Annotated in this window: 17 protein-coding genes; 7 read left to right on the top strand and 10 right to left on the bottom strand. The window is 54.2% G+C overall.

Annotated elements, in window-relative coordinates; translation table 11 throughout:
* The first annotated feature begins 210 nt into the window (after positions 1-210).
* Positions 211-816, top strand: coding sequence for an FMN-dependent NADH-azoreductase (locus tag ACX9GU_RS13120; RefSeq protein WP_037375971.1), 606 nt, complete (start codon positions 211-213; stop codon positions 814-816).
* Positions 817-936: 120 nt separating this feature from the next.
* Here the strand turns inward: ACX9GU_RS13120 and ACX9GU_RS13115 are convergent, their stop codons facing one another.
* The 3 genes from ACX9GU_RS13115 to ACX9GU_RS13105 are packed head-to-tail and all read right to left on the bottom strand — an operon-like array spanning position 937 to position 4,075.
* Entirely contained in the window at positions 937-1,260 is a 324-nt protein-coding gene (locus ACX9GU_RS13115) for a YdbL family probable chaperone protein (RefSeq protein WP_473195031.1), read from the bottom strand.
* 8 nt (positions 1,261-1,268) lie between these two features.
* The gene (locus tag ACX9GU_RS13110; RefSeq protein ID WP_021177849.1) at positions 1,269-1,466 is read right to left on the bottom strand and encodes a YnbE family lipoprotein; all 198 of its coding nucleotides are present in this window, start codon (positions 1,464-1,466) and stop codon (positions 1,269-1,271) included.
* On the bottom strand, positions 1,463-4,075 hold the full coding sequence (locus ACX9GU_RS13105; RefSeq protein WP_473195030.1) for a YdbH family protein: 2,613 nt from the start codon (positions 4,073-4,075) through the stop codon (positions 1,463-1,465). The genes ACX9GU_RS13110 and ACX9GU_RS13105 overlap by 4 nt, the downstream gene beginning before the upstream one ends.
* 267 nt (positions 4,076-4,342) lie before the next feature.
* On the opposite strand from ACX9GU_RS13105, the gene ACX9GU_RS13100 reads away from it, so the two are divergent.
* Both ACX9GU_RS13100 and hslJ read left to right on the top strand, forming a co-directional pair.
* On the top strand, positions 4,343-5,335 hold the full coding sequence (locus ACX9GU_RS13100) for a 2-hydroxyacid dehydrogenase (protein ID WP_473195029.1): 993 nt from the start codon (positions 4,343-4,345) through the stop codon (positions 5,333-5,335).
* Between the two features lie 61 nt (positions 5,336-5,396).
* Positions 5,397-5,828 carry a heat shock protein HslJ gene (gene hslJ, locus ACX9GU_RS13095; RefSeq protein ID WP_473195028.1) on the top strand — a complete coding sequence of 144 codons (432 nt, stop codon included), beginning with the start codon at positions 5,397-5,399 and terminating at the stop codon, positions 5,826-5,828.
* Between the two features lie 108 nt (positions 5,829-5,936).
* Here the strand turns inward: hslJ and ACX9GU_RS13090 are convergent, their stop codons facing one another.
* Together ACX9GU_RS13090 and ACX9GU_RS13085 are read right to left on the bottom strand one after the other, a co-directional pair.
* On the bottom strand, positions 5,937-6,194 hold the full coding sequence (locus ACX9GU_RS13090) for a putative hemolysin (protein WP_021177845.1): 258 nt from the start codon (positions 6,192-6,194) through the stop codon (positions 5,937-5,939).
* Between the two features lie 243 nt (positions 6,195-6,437).
* Entirely contained in the window at positions 6,438-6,770 is a 333-nt protein-coding gene (locus ACX9GU_RS13085; RefSeq protein ID WP_024531198.1) for an SMR family transporter, read from the bottom strand.
* Between the two features lie 251 nt (positions 6,771-7,021).
* Here ACX9GU_RS13085 and nifJ point away from each other — a divergent pair, with 251 nt between their 5' ends.
* Positions 7,022-10,555: a pyruvate:ferredoxin (flavodoxin) oxidoreductase gene (nifJ, locus tag ACX9GU_RS13080; protein WP_473195027.1), complete on the top strand. Its 3,534-nt coding sequence runs from the start codon at positions 7,022-7,024 to the stop codon at positions 10,553-10,555.
* Between the two features lie 33 nt (positions 10,556-10,588).
* On the opposite strand, the gene ACX9GU_RS13075 is transcribed toward nifJ, so the two are convergent.
* Positions 10,589-10,972, bottom strand: coding sequence for a hypothetical protein (locus ACX9GU_RS13075; RefSeq protein WP_059200916.1), 384 nt, complete (start codon positions 10,970-10,972; stop codon positions 10,589-10,591).
* 326 nt (positions 10,973-11,298) lie between these two features.
* On the opposite strand from ACX9GU_RS13075, the gene ttcA reads away from it, so the two are divergent.
* Both ttcA and ACX9GU_RS13065 read left to right on the top strand, forming a co-directional pair.
* The gene (ttcA, locus tag ACX9GU_RS13070; protein ID WP_473195026.1) at positions 11,299-12,240 is read left to right on the top strand and encodes a tRNA 2-thiocytidine(32) synthetase TtcA; all 942 of its coding nucleotides are present in this window, start codon (positions 11,299-11,301) and stop codon (positions 12,238-12,240) included.
* 140 nt (positions 12,241-12,380) lie between these two features.
* Complete coding sequence (locus ACX9GU_RS13065; protein ID WP_411751637.1) at positions 12,381-12,779, top strand: VOC family protein; 399 nt, start codon at positions 12,381-12,383, stop codon at positions 12,777-12,779.
* Positions 12,780-13,212: 433 nt separating this feature from the next.
* On the opposite strand, the gene zntB is transcribed toward ACX9GU_RS13065, so the two are convergent.
* The 3 genes from zntB to ACX9GU_RS13050 form a co-directional block, all read right to left on the bottom strand.
* Entirely contained in the window at positions 13,213-14,196 is a 984-nt protein-coding gene (gene zntB / locus ACX9GU_RS13060) for a zinc transporter ZntB (RefSeq protein WP_473195025.1), read from the bottom strand.
* Positions 14,197-14,337: 141 nt separating this feature from the next.
* Positions 14,338-15,972, bottom strand: coding sequence for a peptide ABC transporter substrate-binding protein (locus ACX9GU_RS13055; protein WP_473195024.1), 1,635 nt, complete (start codon positions 15,970-15,972; stop codon positions 14,338-14,340).
* A 160-nt stretch (positions 15,973-16,132) separates the two neighbouring features.
* On the bottom strand, positions 16,133-16,483 hold the full coding sequence (locus tag ACX9GU_RS13050; protein WP_021182239.1) for a hypothetical protein: 351 nt from the start codon (positions 16,481-16,483) through the stop codon (positions 16,133-16,135).
* A 147-nt stretch (positions 16,484-16,630) separates the two neighbouring features.
* On the opposite strand from ACX9GU_RS13050, the gene mpaA reads away from it, so the two are divergent.
* On the top strand, positions 16,631-17,338 hold the full coding sequence (mpaA, locus tag ACX9GU_RS13045; RefSeq protein WP_473195023.1) for a murein tripeptide amidase MpaA: 708 nt from the start codon (positions 16,631-16,633) through the stop codon (positions 17,336-17,338).
* Here mpaA and ycjG read toward each other — a convergent pair.
* The gene (gene ycjG / locus ACX9GU_RS13040; RefSeq protein WP_473195022.1) at positions 17,335-18,306 is read right to left on the bottom strand and encodes an L-Ala-D/L-Glu epimerase; all 972 of its coding nucleotides are present in this window, start codon (positions 18,304-18,306) and stop codon (positions 17,335-17,337) included. The genes mpaA and ycjG overlap by 4 nt on opposite strands.
* Between the last annotated feature and the right edge of the window lie 82 nt (positions 18,307-18,388).

The following is an 18,388-nucleotide window of genomic DNA, read 5'->3' as shown; positions in this document are numbered from 1 at the left end:
GTTTATCGATTTTTTGACTTAGCGCAGCAGGATACCACAATGGCATTTCTCCCCATAATCCATCCGTTTAGCCCGGTTTTTCTTGTTCAATAAAATCGAACGTAGATCTCGAAATATTCCGCTATCCCTGTTGGAACAATGTGAATAGAGTGTACCTCATGCAACGGGCAACCAGCCCTGATGTCACAGTCAACACGAAAGGAATTATCGATGAGCAACGTATTGGTTCTAAAATCCAGCATCCTGGCAACTTATTCTCAGTCTAACCAATTGGCTGATTTCTTCGTTGAGCAGTGGGCCAATGCTCACAGCAACGATACCATCACCGTGCGTGACCTGGCTGCACAGCCGATCCCGGTGCTGGATGGCGAACTGGTTGGCGCAATGCGTCCTTCTGATGCCCCGCTGACTCCACGCCAGAAAGAAGCACTGGCCCTGTCAGACGAACTGATCGCCGAGCTGCAAGCCAACGACACTATCGTTATCGCCGCGCCGATGTACAACTTCAACATCCCAACTCAGTTGAAGAATTATTTTGACCTGATTGCCCGTGCCGGCGTCACCTTCCGTTACACCGAGAACGGCCCGGAAGGCCTGGTTAAGAACAAACGCGCCATCATTCTGACCAGCCGTGGCGGTATCCATAAAGGCACCCCTACCGACCTGGTAGAACCTTACCTGCGTCTGTTCCTGGGCTTTATCGGTATTACCGAGGTTGAGTTCGTCTTTGCCGAAGGGATTGCCTACGGTCCAGACGTTGCGACCAAAGCCCAGGCCGATGCCAAAGCGTTACTGGCCGAAGTGATCGCCGCTTAAATAGCGATGCCAGGGCGCAGAGATTGCGCTCTGGTAAGTCACACACACCTGCAAAATCCGTTTTACCCTCATAACAATAAGTCGTTTAAATTCCGTTGCGCGCCTAGAGGCGCGCTTTTTTTATTTCTGCAACCACTGGCCGTTAATGCCCCGCACATATTCCCCTACGGGGGCTCGTGTCACCAGCTTCTGCCCGGCCATCCGCGCGACTTCATCGATGGCGATATGATTGCTGGCTGCCACCTGTTGGTATTTCTCTGCACGCCCGGCATTGATTTTTTTCACCAACGCCTGAGTCTCCGCGTCCTGCTTCACCGGAGCGATATAACCACTGAGCGTTTCACCAACCCGCCCCTGCTGCTTGGCTTCATCCAGCGTCAGCGCCTGAGCCATCCCACTGAATAACCAACCGGCGGCAATCAACCACAGATAATGCTTTTTCATGCTGGCTCCTAGAACAGACCGCTTTGGTCTTTCAGCAGGTTCTCAACGTCCTTATCCACTTTGATACGGATCTCATGTTCAATTTTGACGTTCATATTGATGGTGATGGGATCTTTAGGCGTCGCCACCTCAATGCGCGGTACGCAACCGCTCAGCAAGGATGCGCCCAACACGGCTGCCAGCAATGGCCCTGTCGCGTTCTTCATTGTTGTTCCTCGGGTTTAGAGAGCGCCTGCTCCAGCCACTCTTGTAAATTGTCGCCGAAGCGCAGGCTGCGCCACAGCTGAAACACATTTTCCTGATGGCTATAGTTAAGGATAACCTCACGCTTGGCATTTTTCTGCGGATTTACACCATCGATATGCGCCTTTAGCGTCAGCTCGCCCAGGTTATCGAGATCGACCCGTGCCTTTGAACGATTGATTTCCATATAGCGTAGCCAGTCGATGGCGGCACCGGTGGCCAGGTTATTGCTGCCAATGGCATCGGCCATATCTTTATCCAGCCGCAGCGTCATGACCCCCGCATTGGCGATCCAGCCATTTTGCACCAGCCATTTGGGGTGGCTCAGGTAGAGCGGCAACTCGCCGTTGATGCGGCCAGACATGGCGAACTGCTTCGGTTTGAGCGCGGTAAACAGTGCGCTGAGGTCGATTTCTTCCAGTTTGAGCACCGCCGCATCATGCTGCGGCATCCGTAATGCCGAAAGGCTGATATGACCGTTCAGCATATCCACACCGATGTTGCTCAACGTCAACGGATACGCTTCGCTGTAGGGATAGGTACCTTGCAGATCGGCGGTAATATTCTGCATCTCAAACAGCGTCTTGATGGATTTGATGCGCAGCATGATCGGCCGTTTGGCGCCAAGCTGCCACAGGTGGTTCTTAAACCGATAGGGCAAGACAAAGTCCAGCCCGCTCAATTCGCCATCTTGCAGCCACATGCCGCCGTTGCGCACCACCCAGTGGCCACCGGCTTCAAACCCCTGCACTCGCGCCGCCGAGAATGCCGACTGTGCATAGAATTCACCTTCGCGCAGCTTGATGTTCAGATCGGGTGAAATCAGCGGTTGGAATACCGTTAACGACTGTTTTGGCCACCAGCCTTCACCCCGCAGGCGTTCACCATCCCAGCGGCCACGCAACTTGATTGGCCCAATCTGCTCGGCCTGCAAAGCGCCTTGCCATTGGAAACTGTCTGGCCCCGTACCTTGTAACTGCAAATCCAGTACCGAAGGCGGCAAATAACGGCCTGCACCAAAACTGGTTTTGTCAGCCACCAGTTGCACACCGCCGGTAAGGCTCGGTGCTTTGATATCTCGCTGCCACTGGATCGGCTGGCTGAGCGTCATGCGCGGCGTCGCGACCGTGACCATGCCGTATTTCAACCGATCAAAACCGGTAGAAAGACGATCCAGGGTAATGCTGGTGTCCTGCCAACGCCCACTGCCTGCGACATCCCAGGCGGCCTGTAGCGGGGGTAACTTGCCGTTACCCCAAGAGCGCCATTGCCACTGACCATGGTCAGGCCAGAAATCTTGTGCCTGGCCGTCCAGATGCAGCTTGAAGCGCCCCCAATAACTTTCGCTGGCGCTGATAATCGCCTGCAAACGGCCAGTGATCCCAAGAGCTGTGACTTTTACCCCAGCCAGCGGCAGCCGAGCCTCTTCCAGCTTCATGTCCGGTGCCGGACTGCCCCAGGCGCGCAGTAAAGATCCCGGCTGTAGCACCAGCGTTGGGTTGAGGATCGAGCCGCTGATAATGCCGGGGATTGACGCCGTAAGCGAGAGATTGGCCAGGTTTGCCTGCCCGGTAAGCTGGAATCCCAGATCGCTGTTGGTCAGGCTCAGGCTACCCGGCCCCAACGTCAGCACCGCGTTGCCCTTGCCGTTGTGCCCGGCGGTGATCACATTCAGACGGGCGGTAATTTGGGTTTCGTCAAACCCCTGGCTCCAGTCATGCAACGCCACATTCAAACCGCCGCTGAGCGGTTGCTCCAGGTAAGGCCAGCGCCATTCGCCTTTTTCGATGCTGATCTGTTTTGGCGTTAATGCCCAAGGGAGCGTAGCCAACGGTTGGTCGCTGCCCTTTTCCGTCAGGGTCAAGACGCCCTGCTGCTGTTGCCAGTGCAAATCCAGCAGCAAGGGTTTTTCCAGATAGGCGGTTTGTATCTCACCTTGCAACGCCCCTTGGGTCGGCAAACTGTCCATATCCAGCGGTACGGTGACTTTGCCTGTCAGTTGAACAGGAACCGTGCTGTTGGGTGGCGTAATGCTAAGCTTGCTTAACGTCAGTTGCTGATGTTCATCCAACTGCGCCTCGGCGGTGACGTTCTTACCTTGATAATGCAACCGTTGGCCAGTGGCCGCAGACGACAGCTGCAATTTACCGGCGTAGGCTTGCCATGGGGTGAGCGTCAGAAGATTGATGTTCAGGTCAAACGGCGGCAGCATCGCTTGCAATTGGTCTAGCGCCAATGGCGTGCTGTCCCCCTCGGAGGCGGGCAATTTTGACAGGCAGGCGGTATCTACGTCCGCTCGTTCACCCTTTAAATGCCAACTTCCCATTTGGTAGGCGAGTTGCAGTTCACTGACATTGGCGATGGCGCAGCCTTGGGCGCTGAACTTCAGCCCATCAAGATGCAAAGCCCCCTGCTGCCAACGCAAGGGCCCTTGCAAAACCAGCTGGCTACCCTGCGGTAACCAAGGCGCTATCGCACGCGGCAACCAACGAGGCAAGGTTTGCCACAGCGCGATGATCAACAGGATGATGCCCGCCACGATCGCTACGAATACTTTTAATCTCTTGGTCATTAAGCGCAGGTTTAGTTCCTGATAAACATCGATTAGCCAGGTGCAATGATGACACGGATCCCCTGGCAGGTGAAGGTGAACCCATCTCATCATTTATAGAGCAGGTTTCGCAATTTTGATATTTACCCAGTGAATATAGAAAATGGCTAATACACTGATTATCAGCATAAAACCCTAAAAGACCTGCGCCACCACAGGGTGCTAAACCATTGTCGTATTTGGCAAAATATGTTAATTTGATCACATAATCACGCGGGAGAAACCACGATGAAAATGGCGATTTACAGCACCAAACAGTATGACCGTAAGTATCTTGAATTGGTAAATCAGCAGTTTGGTTATGAGCTGGAGTTTTTCGACTTTCTGCTAAGCAAGAAAACCGCCAAAACGGCTATCGGCTGTAAGGCCGTATGCATCTTCGTCAATGACGACGGTAGCCGGGAAGTGCTGGAAGAGCTGGCCGCGCTTGGGGTCGAGATCCTCGCCCTGCGTTGTGCCGGGTTCAATAACGTCGATCTGGATGCGGCGAAAGAGTTGGGTATCAAGGTGGTGCGCGTTCCGGCTTATTCACCTGAAGCCGTAGCCGAACACGCCGTGGGCATGATGATGTGCCTGAACCGCCGCATTCATCGTGCTTATCAGCGCACCCGCGATGCCAACTTCTCGCTGGAAGGGCTGATCGGTTTCAATATGCATAACCGCACCGCCGGCGTGATTGGCACCGGTAAGATCGGCGTAGCCACCATGCGTATTCTGAAAGGCTTTGGCATGAAGCTCTTGGCCTACGATCCCTACCCAAGCGCGCAGGCGTTAGAACTGGGTGCCGAATATGTCGATCTTAAAACGCTGTATGCCCAGGCGGACGTGATCACCCTGCACTGCCCGTTGACGCCGGAAAACCATCACCTGCTGAATGCGGACGCGTTTTCCATGATGAAGGACGGCGTGATGGTGATTAACACCAGCCGCGGTGCCTTGATCGACTCTTCCGCCGCTATCGATGCCCTCAAACAGCAGAAGATTGGTGCGTTGGGGATGGACGTATACGAAAACGAACGCGACCTGTTCTTTGAAGACAAATCCAACGACGTGATCCAGGACGACGTTTTCCGCCGCCTGTCCGCCTGCCATAACGTGCTGTTTACCGGCCACCAGGCGTTCCTCACGGAAGAGGCGTTGACCAGTATCTCGCAAACCACGTTGAAAAATATTGAACAGCTTGCGCAGGGTGAAGCCTGCCCTAATCAGCTTAATGCCTAATACTTTGGGGCGCGCTTAGCGCCCCTGATTCTTCCGACAAAACCTGAACAGGTTCACAATAATGAAAAAACTGATCCCTTTAGCAATGGCCTGTGCGCTATTGGCTGGCTGCAGTTCCGCGCAAACCAAACAACAAACCGTAGTAGAAAGCGATCTGCTGCATCATAACTTTGTGTTGCAAAGCGTGGATGGTGTAGCGGTTGAGGTGAAACAAGGCAGCGGCCCGAGCATTGAGTTCGGCGAGAAAATGAATATTTCCGGATCTATGTGCAACCGTTTCTTCGGCCAGGGCCAGTTAGAGAACGGCGTGCTGACGGTGAAAAACCTCGCTACGACCCGCATGATGTGCGCGGATCCGCAACGTAACCAATGGGATCAAACTATCGGCACGCTGCTGGCTAACGGTGCAAAAGTCTCGCTCAATGGCCAACAGCTGACCCTGAGCGGCAGCGATCACCAACTGGTGTATACCCTGAAAGACTGGGTCAATTAATTTTCCCCCTCACCCCAACCCTCTCCCAAAGGGAGAGGGAGCTGGTACGGTGATGTAGGTAACAACGGTTGCCAACCTGTAGCACGCTACGTCCGGGATAAAATGGACTTACCGGGAACAGGCTCCACGGCCCAGCGCCGACTCTTCGCACTGTTTGCCGTTCGGCATCTGACACATTCTGAGCGTATCGCCGTTGAGCGAATGGGCAATGGTGGTTACCCCGCCCACGCTGGCACAGCTTTCGCTGGTAGGTATCGCACCAATATTGGCACTGGTGGCGATCTGCTGTGGTTCTTGGTCGTTATTGCTGCTGCAGGCAGCCAAAGAGAGTATGGCGCCAGCAAGCAGCCATTTTGCTGTGATCATTATTCGTACCCCTGAACCGAAACGATGCTGTGTAATTTTGCCATTGCTGATAACCCGAGCCACTGGAACGATGGGCCCGTTTGGTTATCTTTGATGTCCACCCGTTGAGCTTCAAGTTGCCGCCTGCTCATCAAGCGGCAACCGGAAAGACAACTTTAGTAATCTAGCTTGTTAGCTTAATAATAGAAATATGATTAGCCATTAATTTGGCTTTTTTTTGACCTGAAAGCATTTCGCTCCCGATCAGTGCCCTGCCGACTTGGACAGCAGATTAATCACCAACACCCCGGCAATAATCAGCCCCATACCAACCACCGCAGGCAAATCCAGCTTCTGCTGGTAAAAAAACACCGCGGCAATCGACACCAGCACGATCCCCAACCCGGACCAGATGGCATAGACAATCCCCAGCGGCATGGTTTTTACCACCATCGAAAGCCCCCAAAATGCTACCGCGTAGCCCAACACTACAAACACCGAGGGCCACAAGCGGGTAAAACCTTCGGAGGCTTTCAGCAAGGTGGTGGCGATCACTTCGGCGATAATCGCCATGGCTAAATAGATAAATGCGGTCATTTTCAACTTCTTCTTTCTGTTTCGCGTTACATCAATATTAGGACGCGGAGATTAAATTAGCGTTACATCGCGGCAACGCTTTACCATTACGCTGCAAATAGTAATTATTTTTTAACGAAATATCACCTTACATCCAGATTTTGTGCGCCACACAAATGCGATAAAGCACAAATAACCCCCTCTGTTAGACTTTACTGATGATTATAAGAAGCTGACTTTTGCAGCTTTGTGAGCATAGAAAGGTACTGCAGATGATTACTACAGATGGTAATAACGCTGTCGCTTCCGTGGCTTACCGCACCAGTGAAGTGATTGCCATTTACCCGATCACCCCGAGTTCGACCATGGCGGAACAAACCGCTGCCTGGTCCAGTGACGGCAGGAAAAACATTTGGGGCGACGTCCCCAACGTGGTGGAAATGCAGTCCGAAGGCGGAGCCATTGCTACCGTGCACGGTGCGTTGCAAACCGGCGCACTTTCCACCTCCTTCACCTCGTCCCAGGGATTGCTGTTGATGATCCCTTCGCTGTATAAGCTGGCCGGGGAGCTGACGCCATTTGTCCTACACGTTGCCGCTCGCACCGTCGCCACTCATGCATTATCCATCTTTGGCGATCACTCCGACGTGATGGCCGTACGCCAGACCGGTTGCGCCATGCTGTGCGCCAGCAACGTGCAAGAAGCGCAGGATTTCGCGTTGATCGCCCAGACGGCCACGCTAAATAGCCGCCTGCCGTTCATCCATTTCTTCGATGGTTTCCGCACCTCGCATGAAATCAACAAGATCGCCCCGCTGAGCGACGAAACGCTACAGCAGATGATGCCGCAGGACGCCATCGACGCCCACCGCAGCCGGGCTCTCTCACCGGATCATCCCGTCATACGCGGCACGTCAGCCAACCCGGACACCTACTTCCAATCGCGGGAAGCGACCAATCCGTGGTACGACAATACCTACCAGCATGTGCAACAGGCGATGGACAAGTTTGCTGCCATCACCGGCCGCAGCTATCAGCCGTTTGAGTATTACGGCCACCCGCAGGCCGAACGCGTGGTGATCCTGATGGGGTCCGCCATCGGCACCTGTGAAGAAGCGATCGACCACCTGCTGACGCGCGGTGAAAAAGTGGGCGTTGTTAAAGTCCGGCTTTACCGTCCTTTCTCCGCCAAACATCTGCTCGCCGTACTGCCGGAAAGCGCACAAAAAATTGCGGTGCTTGACCGCACCAAAGAGCCGGGTGCTCTGGCCGAGCCTTTATATCTGGATGTGATGACCGCGCTGGCAGAAGCCTTTAGCCGTGGTGAACGTGCCAGCATGCCGATGGTGATTGGCGGGCGCTATGGGCTGTCTTCCAAGGAGTTTGGCCCAGACTGCGCGTTAGCCATCTTCCGCGAACTGATGCTGGATAAGCCCCGCCCCCGTTTTACCGTGGGTATTTTCGACGATATTACCGGCCTGTCACTACCGCTCCACGAAGAAACGCTCCCTCAGCGGGCCTCGTTGGAGGCGCTGTTCTATGGTTTGGGCAGCGATGGCTCGGTTTCTGCCACCAAGAACAATATCAAAATTATCGGCAACAGCACGCCGATGTTTGCTCAAGGCTACTTTGTCTACGACTCGAAAAAGGCCGGCGGCCTGACCGTGTCACACCTGCGGGTTAGCGATAAGCCGATCAATTCGGCGTACCTTATCGACCGCGCCGACTTTGTCGGTTGCCACCAGTGGCAGTTTATCGACAAGTATCAAATGGTGGAGCGGCTAAAACCTGGCGGCATTTTCCTGCTTAATACCCCTTATAGCGCAGATGAAGTCTGGTCGCGCCTACCGCAGGAGGTCCAGGCGATACTGCATCAGCGCCAGGCAAAGCTTTACATCATCAATGCGGCCAAGCTGGCGCGCGAATGTCATCTGGGTGCCCGTATCAATACCGTTATGCAGATGGCCTTCTTCCATCTGACAAAGATCCTGCCGGGTGAGGTGGCGTTGCAGGAGCTACAGGGAGCGATCGCCCGTAGCTACAGCAACAAGGGCCAAGAGGTGGTCGAACGTAACTGGCAGGCCTTGGGGGCAACGCTGAGTGAGCTGACGGAAATCCCGCTGCGCCCACTCGACAGCAACAGCCCGATACGTCCACCGGTGGTTTCCGACGCCGCACCGTATTTTGTCAAAACCGTTACCGCCGTGATGCTAGCCGGGCTGGGTGATACCCTGCCGGTTTCTGCATTCCCACCGGACGGCACCTGGCCTGTAGGCACCACGCAGTGGGAAAAACGTAATATCGCCGAAGAAGTGCCGATCTGGCAGCCGGACCTGTGTACCCAGTGTAACCACTGCGTCGCCGCCTGCCCGCATTCTGCCATTCGTGCCAAAGTGGTTCCACCGCAAGCTTTGGAGTATGCCCCTGCCACGCTGCAATCGCTGGATGTAAAATCCCGTGATATGCGCGGCCAGAAATACGTATTGCAGGTCGCCCCTGAAGATTGCACCGGCTGTAACCTGTGCGTAGAGGTTTGCCCGGCGAAAGATCGCCAGAACCCGGAAATCAAGGCGATCAATATGGCATCCCGCCTCGATCATCTGGCAGAGGAAAAGGCTCATTATGACTTCTTCCTACAACTGCCAGAGATCGACGCCTCGCAGTTGGAACGTATCGATATCCGCACCTCGCAGCTGATCTCTCCGCTGTTTGAATATTCGGGTGCCTGTTCCGGCTGTGGCGAAACGCCGTATATCAAGCTGCTGACCCAGCTGTATGGCGACCGGTTGCTGATTGCCAACGCCACTGGCTGTTCTTCTATCTATGGCGGTAACCTGCCCACCACGCCTTACACCACCAACGCCGACGGCCGTGGCCCAGCCTGGGCAAACTCGCTGTTTGAGGATAATGCCGAATTTGGTCTGGGCTTCCGCCTGACGGTAGATCAGCACCGCCGCCGCGTATTGCGCCTGCTCGACACGTTGGCACCGCAATTACCTGCCCAGTTGGTGGCCTCATTGCAGGCAGACGAAATCGCCACTGGCCCACGTCGCCAGCAGATTGCCGAATTACGCAGCCTGCTGGCTAACGTGGCAGGTAATGACGCTCGGCAGTTGGCTACCGATGCCGACTATCTGGTGGATAAGTCTATCTGGCTGATCGGCGGTGACGGCTGGGCCTACGATATCGGCTTCGGCGGTCTGGATCATGTGCTAAGCCTGACGGAAAACGTCAACGTGCTGGTGCTGGATACGCAGTGCTACTCCAATACCGGCGGGCAACAATCCAAGGCCACTCCGCTGGGGGCCGTAACCAAGTTTGGTGAGCACGGCAAGCGCAAGGCCCGTAAGGATCTTGGCGTCAGCATGATGATGTACGGCCATGTGTATGTTGCGCAGATCTCGTTGGGTGCGCAGCTTAACCAGACGGTGAAAGCGATTCAGGAGGCAGAAGCCTACCCTGGCCCTTCCCTGATCATCGCCTACAGCCCTTGCGAGGAGCACGGTTACGATCTGGCACTGAGCCACGACCAGATGCGGCAGCTCACCGCGACCGGCTTCTGGCCGCTGTATCGCTTCGATCCGCGTCGTACTGCGGAAGGCAAAGCCGCGTTGGCGCTGGACTCCCGGCCACCGAACAGTGAGCTGACGGCAACCTTGAACAAGGAACAGCGTTTCCGCCGCCTCAACACGCAGCAGCCTGAGATTGCCGCCGCGTTGTATGAAGCAGCAGAAAAAGAGCTGAAAGAGAAATATGATTTCCTTAGCCTGCTGGCTGGGAAGTCGGAGAAGGCAGCTTCGGAGTAGGTATGTTGAGGGCGCGGGAACGCGCCCTTTTATTTACAACGCGCTAGCATAACCAGAGCTAAACTTAAGAGTGGCATCTACCATTACTCCATCGATGAACATATACTGTCTGGTTTTAAACCCAGTGTATGCTCCATAGCTGTTTTTCGCATTCACCGATACTGGAACTACCCACCCATAGTACATTTTGAAGTTTTCAACCAAACCACCCTGAAGGTATGCCTTTTTGGGGGCGCCAAATTTATAACTTGCTGAAAATGGATCTTTCAATTCTGCGCTAATATTATTTTGAATATCTTCTTTATAAGAGGCCGGTAACTCTCCATAGTTAGCACTACTCAACTGTGTAGGCGACGGTGTAGCCATACAGCCAGTCAAAAACAGTGAAGCAATCACAAGAAACAACACCTTTCCCATTTCATCCATTTCCTACAGTAAATAATAGTCAAGTGCATTGTATCAGATAAAAAATCTCAGCAAAATCATACCATCATGACCTCTCGCTGAATAACGCCTAATCGCACTCGGCAAACCTATGCATATTGGCGATTAACTGCCAGCGTGATCCCATTTTTTATTGCAAACCACATGGGCCATACTAATGAGCAAATGGCCTTTGAAACCTATGGCGCATGGATGAACGAAATGAATCCTGATCAAATCCACCCAGAGAATGCTAAAATTGCCCGCTAAAAGTGTCATACCGCCAATACGCACCCAATTTGAGAACGAGCACGATTTAAATGTCAGAAAATCAAACAATTAGCCATAAAGAGCAGTACAACCTCAACAAACTGCAAAAACGCCTGCGCCGCAACGTGGGTGAAGCTATCGCCGCCTACAACATGATTGAGGAAGGCGATCGCATCATGGTTTGCCTGTCCGGCGGGAAAGACAGCTACACCATGCTGGAGATCCTGCGCAATCTGCAAAAAAGCGCTCCGGTGAATTTCTCACTGGTCGCGGTGAATCTCGATCAGAAACAGCCCGGCTTCCCCGAGCACATCCTGCCAGCCTATCTGGAAAGTCTGGGGGTGGAATATAAGATCGTTGAAGAGAACACCTACAGCATCGTGAAGGATAAGATCCCGGAAGGCAAAACCACCTGCTCCCTGTGTTCACGCCTGCGCCGCGGTATCCTTTACCGTACCGCCACCGAGCTGGGTGCCACCAAGATTGCCCTTGGCCACCACCGTGACGACATCCTGCAAACGCTGTTCCTCAACATGTTCTACGGCGGCAAGCTGAAAGGAATGCCACCCAAGTTGATGAGCGACGATGGTCAACACGTGGTGATCCGCCCGCTGGCCTATTGCCGCGAGAAAGACATCGAGCGTTTCTCGGTAGCGAAAGAATTCCCGATTATCCCGTGCAACCTGTGTGGTTCACAGCCAAACCTGCAACGCCAGGTGATTGGCGATATGCTGCGCGATTGGGACAAACGCTACCCAGGCCGCATCGAAACCATGTTCAGCGCCATGCAGAACGTGGTGCCTTCTCACCTGTGCGATACCGAACTGTTTGATTTCAAAGGTATTCACCACGGCAGCGAAGTGGTCGATGGCGGTGATTTGGCGTTTGACCGTGAAGATATTCCACTGCAACCGGTGGGTTGGCAGCCGGAAGACTCGGATGACAACGGCTCGCCCGCGTTTGAACGCCTGAACGTGCTGGAAATCAAATAGTCCCTCTCTCCGCCTGTGCCCGCAGGCGGAGGTTTTTTCCCCGCTTAATGTTAGATCCTGTTCACAATTCACGCATAAAATGCCTGACAGTGCGGTTTTTACCTTATACTGTTTATTTATACAGTCAAAGGAGACCAACGATGAATATCACCCCCTGCCTTTCCCACGTCTCGCTGGGAACCAACAATTTCGATGCCGCCGCGCAGTTTTACGACCAGGTTCTCGGTGCGTTAGGATGCCGACGCGTGCTGGAACACCCTGGCGCTATCGGCTATGGCCGTGACTATCCTGAATTTTGGTTGCAACTGCCGATAGACGGCAAACCCGCAGGCACCGCGAACGGCGTGCATATTGGTTTCTTCGCCACCAGCAAGCAGCAGGTTGATGAATTTTATCAGCAGGCGGTCGCCGCTGGGGCACAAGGAGACGGTGCACCGGGCTCACGGCCACATTACGGTGCCGCCTATTACGGCTGTTTCGTCCGCGATCTGGATGGCCACAAGATAGAGGCCAGTTTCTGGGACGAAAGCGCGGCTTAACGCAGCTGTGCAGAAGCCGGAAGCAGGTGGGGATCTTGCAGGTTAGCCGACCGTTGAGCGCATGGACGCGCGATACGAGCCCCCAGGGACGGGTTCACGGCGTGTCGGCGTTCTGCACGATCCCCGCCTGTAAGCACTATTCGGTGAAGCGACTTAGTCCGAACGTGAATACAAACCTTCACTTTATCGGTTGAATGCAAGAAGGATTCGCCGAAGGCGAAAAAAGCATAAAAAAATGCCGGTGATTAAACCGGCATCGTATTGAATTAAATGTGCTATGCAATAATTCTAAAAATAAGAAAGTAAAACAATTATGGAGCGCAACGCCCATCGCTTGACGTTGCATTCACCTGCGAGAGTAAGAATGCCGTAGTTCGCGTAAGCAAATGTTGATACTGCTCAACTTTACTCGCGTTTTCACCACTATTTGTCGTTACAACCAGCGGCTACGCCTCAGCCACCAGGCAACGCCCCCGACCAATGCCACTAACATAAAGCAGAAAGAGGCAAACGCCAGCGGGCTACCGCTGCCCGGGATACCCCCCAGGTTGACCCCGAACAGCCCGGTCAGGAAGGTAGTGGGTAGAAATACCATCGCCATCAGCGACATGGTGTAAGTACGGCGGTTCATGGCATCGGCCATCACGGTAGTGATCTCATCGGACAAGATCGCCGTACGGGCAATGCTGCCGTCCAGGTCGTCTAATCCGCGCCCCAGGCGATCGGCAATGTCCTGCATGCGGCGGCGCTCATCGTCATTCATCCACGGCAGGCGGTCACTTGCTAAACGCGAAAACACATCACGCTGCGGAGCCATGTAGCGGCGTAATACAATCAACTGTTTGCGGATCAGCGCCAACTGCCCACGTTCCGGGGTTTGCTGCTCCAACAGTGCATCCTCCAGATCGATGATCTTGTCGTGCAGATCCTCTATGAATTCACTGGTGTGGTCGGTGAGCGCATCAGCGATTTCTACCAGCCAGTTACCGCTATTAATCGGCCCCTGGCCATTGTGCAATTCATTGACCACCTCATCGATCGAGTAGACCTTGCGATGGCGGGTGGAAATAATCATTTTATCGTTGATATAGACGCGAAACGTCACCAATTGATCGGGCCGTGAGTCCGTATTGAAATTGATGCCTCGCAGCGTGATCAGCGTTCCGTCGCCCAACCGGGTGACGCGTGGCCGGGTGCTTTCCCCCGCCAGCGCTTGTCTCACCAGATCTGGCAGCAGCGGCGTGTTGGCAAGCCACTCGGCGCTGGCCGGATGGGCATAGTCCAGATGCAGCCAGCATGGCTCCTCGCTGGTGATCTTATCGTCATCCTCAATTGGCGTAGTGCCACCCTTGCCGTCGAGTTGATAGGCATAGACCGCGTCGGGCACCTGCAGTTCGCGCCCCTCAATGACATCCATTCAAAACCCTCATTATTTTGCCGTTGATACAGAGTCTAGCGTTATTGCCTTAGGGATCAAAGTGGCAACGCCATAACGGGATCTTAAAGTAAAAAGCCCCCGCGTTGGCGAGGGCTTGGGCAGGCGTCAGGACTCTGAACATCAATGTTTCAGAATATACATTTCCTGGCTGTAGGCGACATCTTCTGGGTTAGTGATTGGATAACCTTTAACCCAAGGCTTGATCAGACGCCCGTTGGTATATTGATAGATCGGGGCGATCGGGGCCTCCGCCGCAATCATCTGCTCGGCTTTGTTATAATCCGCGGTTAACGCCGTTGGGTCAGTCTCGCGACTGGCGTCGGCCAACAGGCGGTCGTATTGCGGGCTGTTAAATTTGGCGATATTCCCGCTGTGTGAAGAGGTCAGCAGCGACAGGAAGGTCGAGGCCTCGTTGTAATCCCCCACCCAGGAGGCGCGAACCACGTCGAAATTGCCGGTGTTACGGCTGTCGATATAGGTTTTCCACTCCTGATTTTGCAGTTTAACGTCTACGCCCAAGGTTTGCTTCCACATTGACGCCACGGCAATGGCAATCTTTTGGTGGCTCTCTGAGGTGTTATACAGCAGGGTCAATTTCAGGGGATGGTTAGGGCCATAACCCGCTGCCTGCATCAGCGCCTTGGCTTGCTCGTTCAACTCTTCCTGGGACTGTTGCTGCAGCAGGCTGGTTTCCGGCTTAAAGCCCGCAGTGACATCCGGGGTGAAGTGGTAGGCCGGTTTCTCACCGGTACCCAGCACTTTTTCGGCAATGATCTTGCGATCGATAGCGTAAGACAAGGCTTTGCGTACCCGTACGTCATTGGTTGGCGCACGTTGGGTATTGAACGCGTAGTAATAAGTGCCGAGTTGATCCGGCGTGTAAACCTGGTCTGGGATATCCTTCAACAGCTTCTGGTACATGTTTTTCGGGAAGGATTCGGTAATATCGATATCACCAGCCTGATAACGCTTGGTGGCGTTAGATTCCTGGTTGATCGGTACAAAGGTCACCTTGGTCAACACGGTGTGTTCATGATCCCAATAATGGTTGTTCGGCACCAATACCAGTTTCTCGTTAACCACTCGCTCTTGCAGTTTGAATGCACCGTTGCCTACCAGATTACCCACTTTGGTCCAATCGTTGCCATATTGCTCAACCACGGCTTTGGGTACCGGGAACAGGCTGAAGTTCGCCGTCAGACTGACAAAATAAGGCACAGGCTTGTTCAACTGCACTTTTAGCGTATGGTCATCCACCGCCACCACGCCAAGCTTATCGATGGGCAGCTTACCGGCGATAATCTCTTCGGCATTCTGGATCCCGGCTAGCTGAGCAAACCAGGCAAACGGCGACAGGCTTTTCGGATCGACCAGCCGTTGCCAGCTATAAACGAAGTCTTTCGCCGTGACAGGGTCACCGTTGGACCAGCGGGCATCTTTGCGCAGCGTGAAGATATAGGTCTGGTTATCCGAGGTCTGCCAGCGCGTGGCGACACCGGGGATCACTTTGCCATGCGCGTCCTGATTCACCAGCCCTTCAAACAGATCGCGTGCCACCTGCGCTTCTGGCAGGCCCACGGCTTTAATCGGATCGAGCGACGCTGGCTCATCTTTAATGTGCCGCACGATCTCCTGTTTTTCCGCCAGAGCGGTACCTGGGGGAACCTGAGCTGCCATAGCGCCACTAATACCCGCGCTAATGGTGACAGCGCAAAGCGTTAAACGAAAACTCGCCAGAATTTTTCTTCTCGTCATGTTAGATATGCCCCAGTTAACCCCATGAATTTTTTATCATATAGCACAAAGATGCCCGCCACCTATAGCCTGACGTAACAAGAATGTAAAAAGTGGATGTTTGATCCAAAAAAAAGCCCGCAGCCATTATCGGCAATGCGGGCTGATTGCTTAGGCAGGATCAGTCGTAAAGATGAATACTGGCGATCTTATAGCTGAACTCTTCCCCTTCTTCTTCATCGAAGATGGTGAAATAGCCTTTCTCTACCAGCGGGTTGAGATGGATATCGGTTTTTTGCAGCTGGCGTGATTCGGCGTCGTCAAAACCATAGTCCAGGAAGAACTCCCCTTTCTGATGATCCACGTGCAAGGTGAACGGATAGTTGGACTCGTCACCACGCCCATCGTCATTTTTCACTACGCCAAACCATTCACCCTGACGGATCTGGTTTTCTGCATCCACGCCGCACAGTAGGGTGATGGTGTCTTTTTCGTTTTCGCTGTAACGCGCGACTATTCTGGCAACTGGCATGTTAAATCCTCTTTATCGTTAGCACTCTGCCGATAGTATAACAATAGACATCACTTTATTCGCTTAACAGACTGGGAAAGATGAGCGAAAGCGTAATACACTCAATAACATCGCATTTCTTTCTGACTTTGGCTTAAGGGAAACCCCATGACCCAACATAGACCGCGCAGTGAACGTGGCCAACTGGCAGTTGCAGGTGAAAGTTACGGTAAATCGATGTTAGGCGCCCCGCTGCTGTATTTCCCGGCAGCCAAATGTGGCCCGGATACCGGGTTGGTGATTGCAGGCACCCACGGGGACGAAACTGCCGCAGTGGTGACGTTATCCTGCGCATTACGCAGTATCACCCCCGCCCAACTGCGCCACCATGTGATCCTGGCGGTCAATCCGGATGGTTGCCAGCTTGGGTTGCGCTCCAATGCCAACGGCGTCGATCTGAACCGCAATTTCCCCGCGGCCAACTGGCGCTCTGGCGATACGGTCTACCGTTGGAACAGTGCGGCGGAGGCTCGTGACGTGCGGCTCTCCACCGGTGGCAGGCCTGGTTCCGAACCGGAAACCCAGGGATTGTGTCATTTGATCCATCGCCTGAAGCCACGCTGGGTGGTGTCCTTCCATGAGCCATTGGCCTGTATAGAAGATCCGGATAGCTCCGCGCTGGGCGTTTGGCTGGCGCATAAGTTTGCCCTGCCGCTGGTGACCAGCGTCGGCTATGAAACGCCGGGTTCATTCGGCAGCTGGTGTGCAGACTTGTCCTTGTCCTGCATCACCGCCGAGTTCCCGCCTATCTCAGCCGACGCCGCTAGTGAAAACTACCTTGCCGCCATGGTCGAGTTGCTGACCTACGCTGACTAGCGTGAGAGCTCAATAGCACCGCACTCAAAGGCCAAACCTGGCACTACGTCTTTTGCCAGCCAGGTTGGGCCATCGAGATCCACAAAACGGGCACCAGGCACCAACGGCAACGCCGCAGTAATGGCTCTTGAGGTGCAGAGCATACAGCCGAGCATGATCTCGAAGCCCTGCGCGCGCGCCTGTGCGGCAAGCTGTAATCCCTCGGTCAGCCCACCGGTTTTATCCAGCTTGATATTGACCATCTGATAACGCCCCGCCAACCGAGGCAGATCGCCGCTGGTGTGGCAGCTCTCGTCGGCGCAAATCGGTAATGGATGGATGAAGTTTTCCAGGGCGCTGTCGTCGCTGGCCGGTAAGGGTTGCTCCAGCATCGCCACGCCTAAATCCGCCAGCAGTTGGCAACGTGATGCCAAGCCTTCCGCCTGCCAGGATTCATTGGCATCGACGATCAACGTCATCTGCGGCACCGCCGTGCGGATCGCCACCAGCCTTTCGCTGATCAGGTGATCGTCGAGCTTGATTTTCAGCAGCGTCGCGCCCTGTTGTTCCAGCTCTTTAGCGGCAAACGCCATCGCTTCCGGCGAGCCGATGCTGAGCGTTTGCGCCATCACTACTCGCTCCGGCGCGGTAACTCCGCTCAATTGCCACAAATCTTTACCAGCAAGGCGGCATTCCATATCCCATAATGCCGAATCGACCGCGTTACGAGCCGCCCCTGCGGGCATCAGGCGTTGCAACTCCTGCCGGGTCACCCCTTGTGCGATGGCCGCGGACACTTCGGCCAACTGCTCCATCACTGAGGTTTCGCTCTCACCATAGCGCGGATAAGGGGTGCATTCACCGACACCGCGCATCCCCTGCTGTTCAATCTCTACCACCACGACTTTGGCTTCGGTCCGGCTACCGCGTGCGATCACAAAGGCGGTGTGCAATGGCCAGGCTTCAGGGTAAAAACGCATGCTTCTCATAACGGCTCCCGAGCGAAAAAAGCACATAAAGTCAGTCCACTATACCTGCAGTTTATAAACTTTATCTATCCAAGGTGCGATT

Source organism: Serratia sp. K1WW1, from assembly GCF_055790865.1.
The sequence above is the reverse complement of the archived record's forward strand: the minus strand, read 5'-3'. Positions and strand labels throughout refer to the sequence as shown.